Below are 17,221 nucleotides of genomic sequence, written 5' to 3'. Positions count from 1 at the left end.
ATCCTATAGAGCGGAACCGCTCCGGACAAAAGCCGAGGGCCCGGCGAAGATCGTGAGATCTTCGCCGGGCCCTCCTCGACCGATGGTCGAAAAGTCAGAGCATCAATTACTTGATGATCTTGGTGACCTGGCCGGCGCCGACGGTCCGACCACCCTCACGGATGGCGAACTTCAGGCCCTCCTCCATGGCGATCGGCTGGATCAGCGCGACCGTCATGCCGGTGTTGTCGCCCGGCATGACCATCTCGGTGCCCTCGGGGAGGGTCACGACGCCGGTCACGTCCGTGGTACGGAAGTAGAACTGCGGGCGGTAGTTGTTGAAGAACGGGGTGTGACGGCCACCCTCGTCCTTCGACAGGATGTAGGACTGGGCCTCGAAGTCGGTGTGCGGCGTGACCGAACCCGGCTTGATGATGACCTGGCCGCGCTCGACGTCCTCGCGCTTGATGCCACGGAGCAGCAGACCGACGTTCTCACCGGCCTGGCCCTCGTCGAGCAGCTTGCGGAACATCTCGATGCCGGTGACCGTGGTGGTGGTCTTCTCGGTCTTGATGCCGATGATGTCGACGGTCTCGTTGACCTTGAGGATGCCACGCTCGATACGACCGGTGACGACGGTGCCACGACCGGTGATCGTGAAGACGTCCTCGATCGGCATCAGGAACGGCTGGTCCACGGCGCGGGCCGGGGTGGGGATGTTCTCGTCGACGGCGTGCATCAGGCCGAGGAGCTTCTGGCCCCACTCGGCGTCGCCCTCGAGGGCCTTCAGCGCGGAGACGCGGACGACCGGCAGGTCGTCGCCCGGGAACTCGTACTCGGAGAGCAGCTCACGGACCTCGAGCTCGACGAGCTCCAGGATCTCCTCGTCGTCCACCATGTCGGACTTGTTCAGCGCGACGACGATGTAGGGGACGCCGACCTGGCGGGCCAGGAGGACGTGCTCCTTGGTCTGCGGCATCGGGCCGTCGGTGGCGGCGACCACCAGGATGGCGCCGTCCATCTGGGCGGCACCGGTGATCATGTTCTTGATGTAGTCCGCGTGACCCGGGCAGTCGACGTGGGCGTAGTGACGCGCCTCGGTCTGGTACTCGACGTGCGCGATGGAGATGGTGATACCGCGCTGCCGCTCCTCCGGCGCCTTGTCGATCTGGTCGAACGGCGTGAAGGGGTTGATGTCCGGGTACGCGTCGTGCAGCACCTTGGTGATGGCCGCGGTCAGCGTGGTCTTACCGTGGTCGATGTGACCGATGGTGCCGATGTTGACGTGGGGCTTCGTCCGCTCGAACTTCGCCTTCGCCACTGAGTCCTCCTGAGGACAGTTCTGTACGCCGTGGTGACGTCAGTTGGTCTTTGATCGGTTTTGTGTGGGCTGTCCGGAGGACACCCCGTGCCGCCCCACCGGGTGGGGGGCCGGAGGCCCCGGGAGGATCCGACCGGATCCTCCCGGGTTGCCTCCCAATAGCCTAAGGGGTGGCTGTTGTCCCGAAAGTCGGGACGTTACTCGCCCTTGGCCTTCGCGATGATGTCGTCCGCGACGTTCCTCGGAACCTCGGCGTACGAGTCGAACTGCATCGAGTAGCTCGCGCGACCAGAGGTCTTGCTGCGCAGGTCACCGACGTAGCCGAACATCTCGGAGAGGGGCACCAGCGCCGTGACGACGCGGGCACCGTGACGCTCATCCATGGACCGGATCTGGCCACGGCGAGAGTTGATGTCGCCGATCACGTCGCCCATGTAGTCCTCGGGCGTGGTGACCTCGACGGCCATCATCGGCTCCAGGAGGACCGGCTTGGCCTTCCGGGCGCCTTCCTTGAAGGCCATCGAGCCGGCGATCTTGAACGCGAGCTCGGACGAGTCGACGTCGTGCGCCGCACCGTCGAGCAGCTTCACGCGAACGCCCTGGAGCGGGTAGCCGGCGAGGATACCGAACTCCATGGCCTCCTGGCAGCCGGCGTCGACCGACGGGATGTACTCCCGCGGCACGCGGCCACCGGTGACCAGGTTGACGAACTCGTAGCCCTCGGCCTGCTCGAGCGGCTCGATCGCGATCTGCACCTTGGCGAACTGACCGGAACCACCGGTCTGCTTCTTGTGGGTGTAGTCGATGCGCTCGACGGCCTGACGGATCGTCTCGCGGTACGCGACCTGCGGCTTGCCGACGTTGGCCTCGACCTTGAACTCACGGCGCATACGGTCGACGAGCACCTCGAGGTGCAGCTCGCCCATACCCGCGATGATGGTCTGGCCGGTCTCCTCGTCCGTGTTGACCTGGAAGGACGGGTCCTCCTCGGCGAGACGCTGGATGGCGACACCCAGCTTCTCCTGGTCACCCTTGGACTTGGGCTCGATCGCGACGCGGATGACCGGGGCCGGGAAGTCCATGGACTCCAGGATGACCGGGTTCTTCTCGTCGGACAGCGTCTCACCGGTGGTGGTCTGCTTCAGGCCCATGACGGCGATGATGTCGCCGGCGCCCACCGAGTCGATCTCCTCACGCTTGTTCGCGTGCATGCGGTAGATCTTGCCGATGCGCTCCTTCTTGCCCTTGACGGCGTTCAGCACCGAGGTGCCGGACTCCAGGCGGCCCGAGTAGACCCGGACGAAGGTGAGCTTGCCGAGGTGCGGGTCCGACATGATCTTGAACGCGAGCGCGGCGAGCGGCTCGTCGTCCGAGGCCTTGCGGGAGATCTTGACGGTGTCGTCGCCCGGCTTGGTGCCCTCGATGGACTCGATGTCCAGCGGGGACGGCAGGTACTTGACGACGGCGTCGAGCAGGGGCTGGACGCCCTTGTTCTTGAACGCGGTACCACAGAAGATCGGGGTGAAGTCCGAGTTCAGGGTGCCCTTGCGGATCGCGTCCTGCAGCAGCTCGACCGGGATGTCCTCGCCCTCGAGGGCGAGCTCCATGATCTCGTCGCTGACGTTCGACACGGTGTCGATCAGCTGCTCGCGGTACTCGTCCGCCTGCTCCTGCAGCTCGGCCGGGATGTCGACGATGTCGTACATCTCGCCCTTGGCCGCCTCGGCGGACCAGACCAGCGCCTTCATGCGGACCAGGTCGACAACGCCCTGGAAGTCCGACTCGGCACCGATCGGCAGCTGCATGACCAGCGGGGTCGCGCCGAGGCGGTCCACGATGGTCTTGACGCAGAAGAAGAAGTTGGCGCCCGTGCGGTCCAGCTTGTTGATGAAGCAGATGCGCGGGACGCCGTAGCGGTCAGCCTGCCGCCACACGGTCTCGGACTGGGGCTCCACACCGGCGACACCGTCGAACACCGTCACGGCACCGTCGAGGACGCGCAGCGAACGCTCCACCTCGACGGTGAAGTCGACGTGGCCCGGGGTGTCGATGATGTTGATGGTGTGGTCGGCATCGTCGACGGTCCAGTGACAGGTCGTCGCGGCCGACGTGATCGTGATGCCGCGCTCCTGCTCCTGCTCCATCCAGTCCATGGTGGCAGCGCCATCGTGGACCTCACCGATCTTGTACGACACACCGGTGTAGAACAGGATCCGCTCGGTGGTGGTGGTCTTGCCCGCGTCGATGTGCGCCATGATCCCGATGTTGCGGACCTTGGCGAGGTCAAGGGAGGTTGCAGCCATGGTGGCTCGTTCTCTCTCTGTCTAGTGACGGGGTACGGACTACCAGCGGTAGTGCGCGAACGCCTTGTTGGACTCGGCCATCTTGTGGGTGTCCTCGCGACGCTTCACGGAAGCGCCCAGGCCGTTGCTGGCGTCGAGGATCTCGTTCATCAGGCGCTCGGTCATGGTCTTCTCGCGACGGGCGCGCGAGTAGCCGACCATCCAGCGCAGCGCCAGGGTGCTGGCGCGGCCCGGGCGGACCTCGACCGGAACCTGGTAGGTCGCGCCACCGACACGGCGGGACTTGACCTCGAGGGCGGGCTTGACGTTCTCCAGCGCACGCTTCAGCGTGACGACCGGGTCGGCGCCGCTCTTCTCGCGGACGCCCTCGAGGGCGCCGTAGACGATCCGCTCGGCGGTGGAGCGCTTGCCGTGCAGCAGGATCTTGTTGACCAGCTGGGTGACGACCGGGGAGCCGTAGACCGGGTCGATGATGACCGGGCGCTTCGGGGCGGGGCCCTTACGAGGCATTCTTACTTCTCCTTCTTGGCGCCGTAGCGGCTGCGAGCCTGCTTGCGGTTCTTGACACCCTGGGTGTCGAGCGAACCGCGGATGATCTTGTAGCGGACACCAGGAAGGTCCTTCACACGACCACCGCGAACCAGCACGATGGAGTGCTCCTGCAGGTTGTGGCCCTCGCCCGGGATGTAAGCGGTGACCTCGATCCCGCTGGTGAGGCGCACACGGGCGACCTTACGAAGGGCCGAGTTCGGCTTCTTCGGGGTGGTCGTGTACACACGCGTGCAGACCCCACGGCGCTGCGGGGAGCCCTTCAGCGCGGGAGTCTTGTTCTTCTCGACCTTGTCCTGCCGGCCCTTTCGGACCAGCTGCTGGATCGTAGGCACCGTTTCTCCGTTTTCTGTGTGCCAAGGCTTGGTGGAACTAACCTGCGGTGTTCCCTCGCACACGGCCCCGTGGTCGACCCACGCGGTCGGGTGTGTTGGGTTTTTTCCGGCACGGAATCCCGTGGGCTGATGTACAGCGACGGCGCTCTACGCGCGGCGCGCCCGAAAAGGCGCTCCGGCTCGGCGCGGCGACCGGTGTGCATGCACGCACAAGGACCCGGGGACACCCCAGGCACAAGGTCAGAGCGTACCTAGCGCATCGGGCTCGGTCAAAACAAATGGAACGTCGCAGGTCATGGCCGTGGCGCCGAGGTCCCCGGCGCCACGGCCGATGCTTATAGCACACTCCCTCCGGGCGTGCTCCGCAACTCGTCCGACGTTCAGCCGACCGGCGTCGCCCGCCGGTCGTCGGCCCGGCGCAGGACCCGCTCGCCGTCGACCGGCGGGTGCGGCGTCGGGGCCGGGGCCGGCGGCGTGCGGTCACCGGCCAGGGCGATCACGGCCAGGCCGGTCGCACCGAGGCCGTACGCCAGCAGCCAGAGCAGCCAACTGCCCGGCGGCGACCAGTGCGCGGGGTGGATGAAGAACGCGCCCGCGGTGCCGACGGTGTTGCGGCGCAGCGTCCAGACGAAGGCGGCGACGTTCGCCACCGTGAGGGTCAGGGCCATCCAGCCGATCAGGCGCCGCCACGGCAGCCCGCCGGACGGCACCCGCAGGGCGGCCACGGCCGCCGCCGCCATCGGCAGGCCGACCATGAAGGGCAGCAGGTAGCGGCCCTGCCAGACCATGCCGATCTTGGTCGCCTGGCTCGCCTGCGCGGCGACCGGCACCAGGACCAGCGCGACCATGATGGCCAGCACCACGAAGGCCTGGCGCGGGCGGCCGAAGCAGAGCGCCAGCAGGATCAGCAGGATGATCGCGGCCGGCCAGAGCAGCCAGGTGATGGCCGGGGCCGGGGTGTCCAGCCAGCCGAAGTCGCCGATCATCTGGTGGATGTAGACGAGCGAGTTGTCGAAGGTCCGCCGTGCGGCGTTCAGCGGGGTGAACCAGTCGGGGATCTGGATCACCGAGTGGTCCGGGTGGGCCATCGCCCAGGCCATGGCGACCCCGGTACCGGCCAGCAGGAGCAGGCCCCAGAGCCAGGTCGCCCTCGTCCGCACCACCATGCGGACGGCCGAGCGCTGGGTCAGCAGCAGTGAGCAGACGACCGCGCCGGCGAACCAGACCAGACCCAGCGGGCGGATGTTGATCAGCACCAGGCCGCCGATCCCCAGCCGCAGCAGCCGACGGTTCAGCAGGGCACGGTCCGGTGCCATGAACATCGGCAGCGCCGCGCTCCAGACCAGGACACCGGCGGCGATCTCGGGGCCGCTCGGGTTCACCATGCCGCCCATGTACAGGGTCGTCGGCGTCAGGGCGGCGAGCAGACCGGCGATCATGATCCCGCGGCGTCGCCACTCGGCGGCCGCGACCACGGCGCTGGCCAGCAGCGCGGCGCAGAACACCGCGGAGACCAGTCGCATCAGGTACAGCCCGGGCTCACCGGACACGAGCAGGCTGGGCCAGCCCACCACCGCGTAGTAGAGCGGGTTGTAACGCCCCGCCGCGGTGGTCACCTCGACGGTCTTCTCCGAGGTGCCCAGCGGTGGCGCGCAGTCGGCCGACTGCCACTGCTGGAAGGCGTAGCAGGTGTGGCGGCTCGACAGCTCCCGGTACCACTCCGGCAGCTGGACGCCGGTCTCGGCGAACTGGCCGTCCATGCCGGCGACCTGGTGCTTGACCATCACCTCGGTGCCGTTGACCTGCCCGCGGGCGACCGCGGCGGCCCGCACCAGGTGCGCGTACTCGTCCGGCGAGCCGCCCATCGGAGTGGACAGCGACCACGCCGAGCCGAGAACGACGAACAGGAGGAAGGAGACCCCCCACAGCCGTCGCGGGGAGTTCACCAGGCGGTCGGCTATCCGCTTGAAGGTCTTCGTCATCGGTCGGTTGGGATTAGGAGTCACTGCCGTCTCTTCGTGTCAGCATCGAGCCCGTCACCGGACTTTCTCCCCGGCGGCACTGTCACCGCCCGTCGAGGTCCTCCGAGCAGGTACCGGCGGGAATGAGATCGCGTCTCATGGAACCGCCCCGGGCACGAGGTCCGGGGCAGCCTTCCCGGCATCCTAAGGCTTGGTCCCCACGGCGGTTCACCCGGACCTTCACCTGCCCGTCACACCTGGCGGGAGGGACCGCCCGGTCGCGTCGCGGCAGGCGGCCCGGGCCGGCACCCCCGGGCGGGCCCCGGGCCGGGGCGCTCCCGGTGGCGGCCGTCCCGCCACCCTCCTCGTACCGCTCAGGCGCCGCCGGCCACCACGGCGAACATCAGCAGGGTCCAGAAGAAGCATTCCACGTACCCGAGGACCAGGCCGAAGGTGGCCATCCCGTCGCCGTCCTCGTTGCGCCGGGCGATCTGGTTCTTGGCGATGTGGCCGGCCACCACCGCCGGGGCGCCCATGCCCAGCAGGCTGAGCACCAGGGAGGCCACGGCCGCCGCGTTGGTCGGCCGCGGCGGCGGCATCATGACCGGCGGCGGCAGGAAGGTCGCCGGCACCACCATCTGCGGGGCCGTCATCTGCGGGGCGACCATCGGCCCGGCCGGCAGGTCGGCGACCAGCCGGGCGAGCTGGCCGTAGGTCTGCGCGCCGCTGGCCGCCTCGAAGCGCTCGCCGTACTCGGCGGCACTGAGCCGGCCCTCGGCGAACGCGGCCTTCAGCACGTCCACCGTGCGCTCGCGGTCCGCGGTCGCCGCCCGCATCGCCGACTGCGGCATCGCCGCCTGCGGCACGGCGGCCTGCGGCGCGGCGGCCGACGGCATCGGGGGGTACTGCATCGGGGGGTACGGCGTCGGGGGCGGGCCCGGAACCGGCGGCCTGGCCGCCCCGAACTCCTGCTCACCCCACGGCTGAACGGCCATCCGCCACCTCCCGGTACCCCCGTGCGACCACGGGGTCCCCCCGTTCGTCGGACTCTCATAGTGCAGGACGAACGGGGGCTCCGAGTAGTTGCCGTTTCTTCCGAACCGGTACACCTCCGGATCCGTCCCTCCTCCTGCGCCCCGCTCTTCACCCGTTCGGTCCCGACACACCTGGGGCAGCGCCGCAGGAGACAGGCCGGGCCGGGCGGTGGCAGGCTGTTGTCGGGGCCCGTTTCGATCTTGGAACGACCACCGCCCCGACCGGTCCGACCATCAGCAGAGAGAGCCACCATGCAGGCATCGGCGCCGCCGCCGTCCCCCGACCCGACCGCCCCCGTGCCCTCGGCGGTGTCCATCCAGGGCCTGTGGAAGCACTTCGGGAGCCAGGCCGCCGTCGCCGGGCTCGCTCTGGAGCTGCCGACCGGGGCGTTCATCGGACTGGTCGGCCCGAACGGCGCCGGCAAGACCACCACGCTGTCGATGGTCACCGGCCTGCTCCGGCCCGACCAGGGGACCGTGCTCGTCCACGGCGCCGACGTCTGGGCCGACCCGGTCACCGCCAAGGCCCGGATCGGCATCCTGCCCGAGGGCCTGCGCATGTTCGAGCGGCTCAGCGGCCGCGAGCTGCTCCAGTACAACGGCCGGCTGCGCGGACTGCCGGGCGCCGAGGTCGACCGCCGCGCCGAGGAACTGCTCGCCGTCCTCGACCTCGCCGACCACGCCGACAAGCTGGTCGCCGACTACTCCACCGGCATGCGCAAGAAGATCGGCCTCGCCGCCGCCCTGCTGCACAACCCGGACGTGCTCTTCCTCGACGAGCCGTTCGAGGGCGTCGACCCGGTCTCCGCCCAGACCATCCGCGGCGTGCTCAAGCGGTACGCGGCGGCCGGCTCCACCGTGGTCTTCTCCAGCCATGTGATGGAGCTGGTCGAGCAGCTCTGCGACTGGGTCGCCGTCATCAGCGCCGGCCGGGTGATCGCCCAGGGCCCGCTCGACGCCGTCCGCGGCGGGCGCAGCCTGCACGAGGCGTTCCTGGACCTGATCGGCGTCCGCGAGGACGACGGCCGGTCGCTCGACTGGCTCGGCGGGGGCGAGCGGTGAGCTCCTCCCCCGCCCCGGCCCCGCTCCCGGCTCCCGCCCCGCTCCCGACGGCCGGGGTCCCCGACGACCGGACGGTCGTCCGCACCCTGGTCTCGCTCAAGCTCCGGCTGCTGCGCAACGGGCTGCGCCGCAGCCGCGGCCGCGCCGCCCTCTACGTGCTCGGCACCGCCGTCGGTCTGCTGTTCGCGATCGGCGTCGCCCTGCTGCTGACGATCCTCCACGACCACGTCGAGCACGGCGCCGCCGGTGACGCCGGCGTCGTCCTGGCCGGCGCGCTCACCCTCGGCTGGGCCGCGATCCCGCTGTTCCTCTTCACCAGTGACGAGAGCGCCGATCCCACCCGGCTCACCATGCTGCCGCTGCGGCCGGGACCGCTGCTGCGCGGCTCGGCGCTGGCCGCCCTGCTCGGCCCCGGCCCCCTGATCAGCCTGGTGCTGCTCACCGGCGCCGCGCTGTCCGGCGCCCGCGGCGCCGCCTCGGCGGTGGCCGGCGCGGTCGGGGTGCCGCTCGCGGTGCTCACCGTGGTGACACTCTCCCGGGCGGTCGCCGCCGGCAACGCCCGGCTGCTCTCCAGCCGGCGCGGCAAGGACTTCGCCGTCTTCGGCGGCCTGCTCTTCGCGCTGCTGGCGCAGATCGCCAACCTCGCCTCGCAGAGCGTCTTCGGCAAGGCCGGCGAGAACGGCGCCGACCTCGGTCCGCTGGCCCCGTTCGCCGCCGTGCTGCGCTGGATCCCGCCGGTCGGCGCCGTCGACGCGGCCCGCACCGCCGGTGAGGGGCGGTGGCCGCTGGCCCTGCTCCAGCTCGCCGCGACCGCCGCGCTGCTCGTCCTGCTGCTGCGGTGGTGGCGCGCCGGCCTGCAGCAGCTGATGGTCACCGCGGACGCCTCGACGGTGGAGGTCGTCCGCGGCGTCCAGCGGGCGCGGCGCGGCCCGCGCTTCCTGCCGGAGGGCCGGACCGGCGCGGTGATGCAGCGCCACCTGCGGTACGCCTGGCGCGAGCCGCGGGCCAAGGCCGCCGTCTTCACCAGCATCGGGATGACGCTGGTGATCTGTGTGCTGTCGATCGTCCAGGGCTGGTCGACGGTCTATCTGGTGGCGATGACCGGGATGTTCCTCGGGCTGCAGATGCTCAACCTGTTCGGCATGGACGGCTCCGCGTTCTGGATGGTCGCGGCCACCCTGCTCACCCCGGCGGACGCCCGGGACGAACTGCGCGGGCGGGCGTTCGCCGTCCTCTCCTACTCCGTCCCGGTCACCCTGGTGCTCGCCCTGGTGCTCGCCGCCGCCACCGGCGACTGGGCCGGGCTGCCGGCCGCCGTCGGCGTCGCGTTCGCGCTGCTCGGCAGCGGCCTCGCGATCGGCGCCGTGCTCAGCGTGCTCGCGCCGTACACCATGCCCGCCGACAACAACCCGATGCGCAACGCCGCCCCGGGCCAGGGCGGGCTGGTGATGCTGAACAGCTTCGGCTCGATGTTCGGCAGTGCCCTCGTCGCCGCACCCGTCGTCGGCTGGCTGGTCTGGGCCCTCGCCACCGACGCCGTCACCTGGCCGCTGCTGCTCGTCGGCCCCCTCTACGGCGCCGCCGTCGCCGTCCTCGGACTGCGCCTCGCCGCCGGGCGGCTGCTGGAGCGTCTCCCGGAGATCCTCGCCAAGGCCGTCGAACGCTGACCCCCGCCGGTGGCGGGGTGCCGGGCCGCGGAATCCGCTGGAGCCCGGCGCCCCGGCGCCGGACAATGGCCCGATGATCGAGGTGGGGCGTGACAGCGCGTCGAACGTCAACAGCGTCGGACCGGACCTCCGGCCGTTCCCGCTGACCTTCGGCGTCCGCGCGGCGGGCGGGTCCTGGCTGGTGGACGCGACGGCCGCGCAGGCCGGGGAGCTGGCCGGGCTGCTCGCCGGCCGGGCCGCCGGACCGGTCGCCGTGGTGGATCTGCACACCTGCAGCTTCGTGGACGAGGACTTTCGGTCCCTGGCGCCGTCGCTGATCGCGGCGGAGCTGGGCGTCGACTGCGCCGTGCACCCGGTCGGCGCCTGGGCGTCGGACACCATCGGGGTCGGCGGGGAGTTCCTGCTCCTGGACCGCGGCGAGCTGCCCCGCCTGCTGGACGGCACCTGGACGCCGTACCAGGTGGCCTTGGTCGACCTGCCGGGCGAGGTGACCCCCGAGCGGCTCGACGAGCTCGCCCTGGCCGTCGGCACGACCGCGTTCGACCAGCCGCTGCTTCCCCTCCTCGAGGGCTCCACCCTGTGGTTCTCCGGCCACGACGACTGCTACCTGCGGGTGGAGTCGACGGACCCGGAGGTGCCCGGTGCCCTGCTCGGCCGGCTGCTGGCCCTCCTGGCCGGCTCCGCCCTGACCGACGCCGACGCCGACGACGCCCCGCCGGTGCTGGTGCCCGAACCCGACCCCGCCCTGGCGGAACGGCTGATCGCCACGAGCGCGCACTGGGCGGGCACGGTGGCGGCGGTGTCCGCGACCGAGGTGGCGCTCGCGCTGACGGCGCTCCCCCGGCGCTGGCGGCTGCGCGACCCGGCCCCGGCCGGGGCCTGGCACACGGTGACGCTCGACCTCGTGCGCGGCCGGTGGCGGCTCGACCCCGCCCCCTGAAGCCGCGACGGCCGTACCGGCGGATTTTCGGTGGCGGGCGCTCGGCACGGACCGTAGCGTCCCGGGCATGAACGCCAAGCGCCCGCTGATCGCCGTGCTCACCGGCGCCGGGATCTCCACCGACTCCGGCATCCCCGACTACCGCGGCCCGAACGGTCTGTGGCAGCGCGACCCGGGCGCGCAGCGACTGGTCACCGTCGGCCCGTACCTGTCCGATCCGGAGGTCCGCCGCGAGGCGTGGCGGATGCGGGCCGCGACCGGCGCGCTCGCCGCCGAGCCGAACGCCGGGCACCGGGCGCTGGTGGCGCTGGAGCGGTCCGGGCTGCCGCTGCGGATCCTCACCCAGAACGTCGACGGCCTCCACCAGCGGGCCGGGCAGACCCCGCGCAAGGTGCTCGAACTCCACGGCACCGCGCGGGAGGTGCGCTGCGTGGACTGCCGGGCGACCGGCCCGATGGAGCAGGCGCTGGAACGGGTCGCGGCGGGCGAGCCGGATCCGGCCTGCCGGGCCTGCGGCGGGATCCTGCGGCCGTGCACGGTGATGTTCGGCGAGCAGCTGGACAGCGAGGTGCTCCGGCAGGCGGAGGCGATCAGCACGGCCTGCGAGCTGTTCATCGCCGTCGGCACCAGCCTGAAGGTCTACCCGGTGGCCGCGCTGCCGTACGACGCGGTGCGGGCCGGCGCCCGGCTGATCGTGGTGAACGGCGAGCCGACGCCGCTCGACGAGGCCGCCGAGGAGGTCGTCCGGGAGCCGATCTCGACCGCCCTGCCGGCCCTGGTGGAACGGCTGGTCGCCCGCCTCGGCTGACCGCCCGCGCACGCCGGGCGCGGCTCCGGAAAGGCTCGCGATCTTTCCGAACTGCCAAGTCCCGAAGGCCTGTTCTGCGCTACGCTGCCGCGCGGAGCGGCGTGGTCGGTTTCCGGCCACGGGGGGAGGCCGCGCGGGCGGGGCACGCCCGCGCGCCGCACCGGGGCACGGGCGTGCCCGCTCCGCGGCGGCGCGTACGAAGGAGCCCTCATGACCCCAGGCCTGCTGCTGGACCGCACCGCGCTCGGGGACGGACTGCGGGCACTGGCCGACCGGCCCGGACTGGCGAACCGGCGGGAGGAGCTCCGCGAACTGGGCCTGGCGCTCTCCGGGACCGGCGACCTGGACCACTGGGCCGAACTCGACCTGGTGCACAGCTTCGTCCGGCCGGAGAGCGTACGGGCCGCCGTCCGGCCCCGGCCCGCGCCGCGGTTCTGGGCCTGGGCCGAAGTGGCGCTCGGCGGTCTGGTGTTCGTCCCCCTGCTGGTCACCTGGGGCGGGCTGATGCAGGCCAGCAGCGCCTACCGGGCCCTGATCGGCACGGACCCCCGGCAGGCCGCACGGCCGTTCCTCCAGCTCTGGCAGACCGGCTTCGAGGGCCGGCTGCCGGGCTGGGCCGGCTTCGGCGACATCGCCCGGTCCGCGACCCTGTTCATCGCGCTGCTGCTGGCGCTGTCCGTCGCGCACGGCCTGCGCAGGGCGGGCACCGAACGCCGCGAGGCGGCGGCCGAGGCCGAGGCGGAGGACCTGCTCGCCGAACTGGCGCCGCTGCTCACCCGGGCCCAGCTGGTACTGAACGAGCGCCGCCGTTCGACGCCGCAGCGCTTCGCCGCCGAGCTGACCGGCGCGGCGCAGACCCTGGAACGACTCGCCCGGCAGGCCGCCGACACCCAGCGCGAGCTGAGCGCGGCGGCGCTGGCCGTCGAGCGTTCGGTCGCCGGGGCCGAGCGGCGGCTGACCGAGGCCGGCGAGGCGGTGGACCCGCTGCGCCTGGCCGTCGACGGTGTGGAGAAGGCGGTCGACGGCGTCGGAAGGGCCGTCGACGGCGTCGGCCGGGCGGTGAGGGACAGCGGGGACCGGCTCGCCGAGACCGTCCGGGACGGCGCGGCGGCCACCGACAGCCTGGTCCACCGGAGCGGGAAGCAGGCCGCCGACGCGGTCGACCTGGTCCGGCAGGCCACCGACCGGGTCGGCACCGGACTCGCGGACGCCGGGGAGCGGGTGGAGGACGCGGTGCGGGACCTCGCGGTCGCCCAGCGCGGCTTCACCACCGGCGCGGAGACCGTCGCGGACGTCGGCGGGCAGGTGCTGGAACGGCTCGACGGCCTGGCGCGCGAGGTCGTGGCGATGGCGGACCGGGTGGCGGCCGCGGCCTCGGCGGCCACCGCGGCGGCGGCCCGGCTGGACGCGGCGGCCGACCGGCGGGGCGACGCCTCCCCGGGGGTCGTCATGGTGAAGACCTCCGCGGGCCCAGGGCCCGACGAGGGCACCGCCCGGTCCCGGGGCACCACCACGGCCAACGCCACCGCCCCGGGCGGCGTGACGGCCGCGGACCTGGACGACCGGACGCTGCTGGACCTGGACGAGGTGCCGGTGCACGGGCAGGGCCGATGAGGGACCGGTTCCGGACCGCGCGGCCCGGCCCGCGCGGCACCCACCTGGTCGGCTGGCTGTTCGCCGACATGCTGCTGGTGCTCGCCCTGGTCGCGATGGGCGACCAGGGCGACCCGGTGGCCGCCGAACGGGCCGCCACGACCCCCACCGCCACCCCGGTCCCGAGCGCCACCGCGAGCGCCGCGCCGCTCCCCGTCCCCACCCCGGCCGGGCCGCGCGGGGTGGAGCACGACCCGGTCACCGTCGACGTGACCGGGGACTCCTCGGACGCGGCGGGCCTGGCCGCGCAGATCCGCGCCGCCACCGAGCCGTACGCCGGACGACAGGCCGCCGTGGTCCTCACCTTCGGCAGCAACCGCGACCCGGGCGCCGGCCAGGCCTACGCCCACACCGTCAACGGCCTGCTCGCGCAGGCCCGTCCGGAGATGTTCCGGGGCACCACCGCGCGGGACTTCATCTCGCTCGCGGACAACCCCCGGCACGCCTCGCTGGAGATCTACTTCTACACCGGCTGACCGCCGCACCGGCCGACCGCCGAAGCCCTGCCGTTCGAAGGAGAAACGCAGTGCAGATCCTCCCGTTCTACGCCGTCTGCGACGAGTCCTCGTCCATGACCCCGCACATCGACACCCTCAACAAGGCGCTGTTCAGCCTCCACCAGGAGATCAGCACCAACCCGACCGTCGCCGACAAGACCCGGTTCGGGCTGATCGGCTTCTCCACCGACGCCCACGAGCTGCAGCCGCTGGTCGACCTGAGCGACCTCGAGGAACTGCCGGCCCTGGAGGCCTCCGGCCTGACCTCCTTCGGCAGAGTCTTCGAGCTGCTCGGCCGGGCGATCGAGCGGGACGTGCGGGAGCTGAAGGCGGAGGGCCACGACGTCTACCGTCCGGTGGTCTTCTTCCTCTCCGACGGCGAGCCGACCGACACCGACTGGGAGCAGCCCTACCAGGACCTGCTCGCCGCCGCGTTCCGGCCGCACATCATCGCCTTCGGCATCGGTCAGGCCGACCGGACGGTGATCGCGCGGGTCGCGACCTTCAAGGCCTTCATGCAGGAGGACGGGGACGCCGACGTGGCGCCCGCGCTGCGGGAGTTCGCGGCCAGCCTGACCCGGTCGATCGTGCGCTCGGTGAGCGGGGCGACCGCCGCCGGCACCGGTATGAGCCTCCAGGTCGACGACCAGGTGTCCGGCTTCACCGCCGTCTCGCTCGACAAGCTCTGAGCCGGGCCGCCGGATGAATCCGCACGAGGGTCCGCCGTCGGCCGGCCAGGTGCCCGAGCCCGGGCCGGAGCACGCGCCGACCCGCAAGGACGACCCGTTCGAGGTCAACACCCCGGTCTACGAGGACTGGGACCTCAAGCCGCCGGAGCCCGCGCCGGCCCCGGCACCCGCGCCCGCCGACGCCGTCGTGGGGCCCGTCGTCACCCCGGGGCGGGTGACGCCCGAGGACTTCCTGCCGCGACCGATCGGCCAGGGCCCGGCCGCGGTCCGGGGTCCCTGGCCGGACCCGGTGTCGCCGCTCGGCGGGCCGGTCGGGCCGGTCGGACCGCCCGCCGCCACGCCCCCGGCCGGGACGACCGGGACGACCGCGCCCGAGGCGCCCACCGGGACCACCACCGCCGGCGCCCCCGGCACCACCGCCGGCACCGGCGCCGCCCCGGTCGTACGGCCGGCGTCGTTCCGAACCCCGGGACCGCTCGCCCACGTCGGCCGCAAGGCCCCCGCATATCCCGCCGAACCGACCGACATCCCCACCGTCCGCGGCGGCGACCTCTACGGCGTCCTGCTGCCCGACACCGTCGTGGACGGCGGCCGGTTCGGCGCGATCACCGTCCGGGCCGCCTCCGTCCGCGGCGACTCCCACCGCTACGCGGCCGAGTGCCGGCAGGACGCCGCCCTGGTCGTCCGGGCCGGCAGGCTGCTGCTGGTCGCGGTCGCCGACGGCGTGGGCTCCCAGCCCCACTCCCACCACGGCTCCAACGGCATCGTCCGGCTGCTGGCCAAGCACGTCCTGCCGCGGGCGGACACCCTGCTGGACCTGCTGCGGACCGGCGCGGCGGCGGAGTTCGACGACCTGACGAGCCGGCTCGTCGCCGCCGCGGCCGCGGAACTCGCCCGGGAGGCCGAGCGGTTCGGGCATCCGCCGAAGACCTGGTCGACCACCCTCCGGGCGCTGCTGGCAGCGGCCGACCCGGCGGTCCCGGCCCGGGGCTTCGTCGCGGTCGGCGACGGCGGACTGCTGCGCCTGCGCGCGAACCGCTGGGAGAACCTGGACGCCGACGGGGACGGCGCGGACGGCACGGGCACCCTGATCAGCACCCGGACGGACTGCCTCCCGCAGGCGTACGACCGCGCCCGGACCGCGCTGATCACCGACACCCGCCCCGGTGACGTCCTGGTGCTCTGCACCGACGGGCTCGCCCTCCCGCTGGTCAAGGAGCCCGAGCTGCGGGAGTTCCTCGGCGGGCGCTGGGGCCGCGAGGTGCCGGGCCTGGCCGAGTTCCTCTGGCAGGCCCAGGTCCGGGTGCGCAGCTACGACGACGACCGCTCGGTCGTCTGCCTCTGGGAGGCGCCGGTATGACCGCCCCGGACATCGCCGACGCGCTGACCGGCGGCACGGACCTCGGCCTCGCCCTGCTGCCCGCCGGCCCCGAGGCCGGCCGGGGCGGTCAGGGCCTGGTACGGCGGCTGGACGGCGTACCGGGAGTGCTGTTCAAGCGCTACCTGGAACCCGGGCGGGTGCACGGCCCGGCCCTGGCCGAACTGGTCGCCCTGCGGCTCGCCCTGCCCCCGGACGACCGGGACCGGCTGGACGCGCAGGCCGCCTGGCCGCTCTGCCGGGTGGTGGACGGCCCGCGCTGCGTCGGGTTCCTGATGCGGGAGGCGCCGTCGTCGATGACCTGGCGGACGGCCTCCGGCGGATCCAGGCTCACCGAGGCGCAGTACCTGCTCTACCCGGAGAAGCCCGCCACCCAGGGCGTCGTCCGCCCCGGCCCGGAGCAGCGGCTGGCCCTGGTGCTGGAGCTGGTGGGCCTGGTCGACCGGCTGCACCGCTGGGGGCTGGTGATCGGCGACCTCTCGCACGCCAACGTGCTCTGGTCGGCAGGGCCCGGACCGGCGGTGCACCTGCTGGACTGCGACGGCATCCGCCGGGTCGGGGCGGCGCCGGTGCTGGAACAGGCCGACACCCCCAACTGGTCCGACCCGCTCTCCCCGCACGGCAGCGCGGCCTCGGTGGACAGCGACCGCTACAAGGCGGCCCTGCTGATCGGCCGGATCCTGGCACAGGACCCGTACCTGGTGCCGGGAACGCCGTTCGAACCGCTGCCCGGGGTGCTGACGGAACGGCAGCTGACCCTGGCCCGGCGGGTCTGGGAGCAGGCCGGCGGGCCGTACGGGAGCCGCCCGGACCCGACCGCCTGGCTGCTGGCGCTGGGCGGCCGGGGCAGCATCCCGCTCGCCCGGGCGGACACGCCGGTGCCGCGTCCGGCCCGGCCGGTCGACCCTCGGCTGTTCGACGGCCGGGCGCCCCGGGGCAGCATCCGGCTGCGCCGACCCGACTGACGGGCGGCAAGCAGGACGGCGGGCGGCGGCCGGGCAGCGGGGTCCGCGGCGGGGTCCGCGGCGGCGGGTCCTCCGCCCCT

The 17,221-nt window shown here is 72.8% G+C and carries 15 protein-coding genes; 9 read left to right on the top strand and 6 right to left on the bottom strand.

The annotated features are described in order from the left end of the window. Positions 1–106 precede the first annotated feature (106 nt). The 6 genes from tuf to BLU95_RS23110 form a co-directional block, all read right to left on the bottom strand. Positions 107–1,300: an elongation factor Tu gene (gene tuf / locus BLU95_RS23135; protein ID WP_093861710.1), complete on the bottom strand. Its 1,194-nt coding sequence runs from the start codon at positions 1,298–1,300 to the stop codon at positions 107–109. 197 nt (positions 1,301–1,497) lie between these two features. Then, complete coding sequence (fusA, locus tag BLU95_RS23130; RefSeq protein ID WP_045937819.1) at positions 1,498–3,603, bottom strand: elongation factor G; 2,106 nt, start codon at positions 3,601–3,603, stop codon at positions 1,498–1,500. Positions 3,604–3,642: 39 nt separating this feature from the next. Then, positions 3,643–4,113, bottom strand: coding sequence for a 30S ribosomal protein S7 (rpsG, locus tag BLU95_RS23125; protein WP_030393278.1), 471 nt, complete (start codon positions 4,111–4,113; stop codon positions 3,643–3,645). Positions 4,114–4,115: 2 nt separating this feature from the next. Beyond that, positions 4,116–4,487, bottom strand: coding sequence for a 30S ribosomal protein S12 (gene rpsL / locus BLU95_RS23120; RefSeq protein WP_014144289.1), 372 nt, complete (start codon positions 4,485–4,487; stop codon positions 4,116–4,118). A gap of 380 nt (positions 4,488–4,867) precedes the next feature. Further along, the gene (locus BLU95_RS23115; protein WP_093861709.1) at positions 4,868–6,469 is read right to left on the bottom strand and encodes a DUF2142 domain-containing protein; all 1,602 of its coding nucleotides are present in this window, start codon (positions 6,467–6,469) and stop codon (positions 4,868–4,870) included. A gap of 353 nt (positions 6,470–6,822) precedes the next feature. Then, positions 6,823–7,443, bottom strand: a complete 621-nt coding sequence (locus BLU95_RS23110) for a DUF1707 and DUF4190 domain-containing protein (RefSeq protein WP_231977745.1) — start codon at positions 7,441–7,443, stop codon at positions 6,823–6,825. Positions 7,444–7,734: 291 nt separating this feature from the next. Between BLU95_RS23110 and BLU95_RS23105 the strand changes: the two genes are divergently transcribed. The 9 genes from BLU95_RS23105 to BLU95_RS23065 all read left to right on the top strand — a co-directional run bounded on the left by BLU95_RS23105 (position 7,735) and on the right by BLU95_RS23065 (position 17,141). Then, positions 7,735–8,544: an ABC transporter ATP-binding protein gene (locus BLU95_RS23105; RefSeq protein WP_093861708.1), complete on the top strand. Its 810-nt coding sequence runs from the start codon at positions 7,735–7,737 to the stop codon at positions 8,542–8,544. After that, positions 8,541–10,211: a hypothetical protein gene (locus BLU95_RS23100; protein WP_093861707.1), complete on the top strand. Its 1,671-nt coding sequence runs from the start codon at positions 8,541–8,543 to the stop codon at positions 10,209–10,211. The genes BLU95_RS23105 and BLU95_RS23100 overlap by 4 nt, the downstream gene beginning before the upstream one ends. A gap of 73 nt (positions 10,212–10,284) precedes the next feature. Beyond that, complete coding sequence (locus BLU95_RS23095; protein WP_093861706.1) at positions 10,285–11,151, top strand: hypothetical protein; 867 nt, start codon at positions 10,285–10,287, stop codon at positions 11,149–11,151. A gap of 67 nt (positions 11,152–11,218) precedes the next feature. Next, entirely contained in the window at positions 11,219–11,959 is a 741-nt protein-coding gene (locus BLU95_RS23090; protein WP_093861705.1) for an SIR2 family NAD-dependent protein deacylase, read from the top strand. Between the two features lie 210 nt (positions 11,960–12,169). Further along, positions 12,170–13,573 carry a methyl-accepting chemotaxis protein gene (locus tag BLU95_RS23085; protein ID WP_107452589.1) on the top strand — a complete coding sequence of 468 codons (1,404 nt, stop codon included), beginning with the start codon at positions 12,170–12,172 and terminating at the stop codon, positions 13,571–13,573. Beyond that, positions 13,570–14,088, top strand: coding sequence for a hypothetical protein (locus tag BLU95_RS23080; RefSeq protein WP_093865067.1), 519 nt, complete (start codon positions 13,570–13,572; stop codon positions 14,086–14,088). Before BLU95_RS23085 ends, BLU95_RS23080 begins: the two co-directional genes overlap by 4 nt. A gap of 50 nt (positions 14,089–14,138) precedes the next feature. Next, on the top strand, positions 14,139–14,798 hold the full coding sequence (locus tag BLU95_RS23075; protein ID WP_093861704.1) for a vWA domain-containing protein: 660 nt from the start codon (positions 14,139–14,141) through the stop codon (positions 14,796–14,798). Between the two features lie 13 nt (positions 14,799–14,811). Next, positions 14,812–16,158: a protein phosphatase 2C domain-containing protein gene (locus BLU95_RS23070; protein ID WP_093861703.1), complete on the top strand. Its 1,347-nt coding sequence runs from the start codon at positions 14,812–14,814 to the stop codon at positions 16,156–16,158. Beyond that, a complete protein-coding gene (locus BLU95_RS23065; RefSeq protein ID WP_093861702.1) occupies positions 16,155–17,141 on the top strand; it encodes a hypothetical protein in 987 nt (328 codons plus the stop codon). The genes BLU95_RS23070 and BLU95_RS23065 overlap by 4 nt, the downstream gene beginning before the upstream one ends. The last annotated feature ends 80 nt before the right edge of the window (positions 17,142–17,221 follow it).

The organism is Streptomyces sp. TLI_053, assembly GCF_900105395.1.
Classification (GTDB): domain Bacteria; phylum Actinomycetota; class Actinomycetes; order Streptomycetales; family Streptomycetaceae; genus Kitasatospora.
The sequence above is the reverse complement of the archived record's forward strand: the minus strand, read 5'-3'. Positions and strand labels throughout refer to the sequence as shown.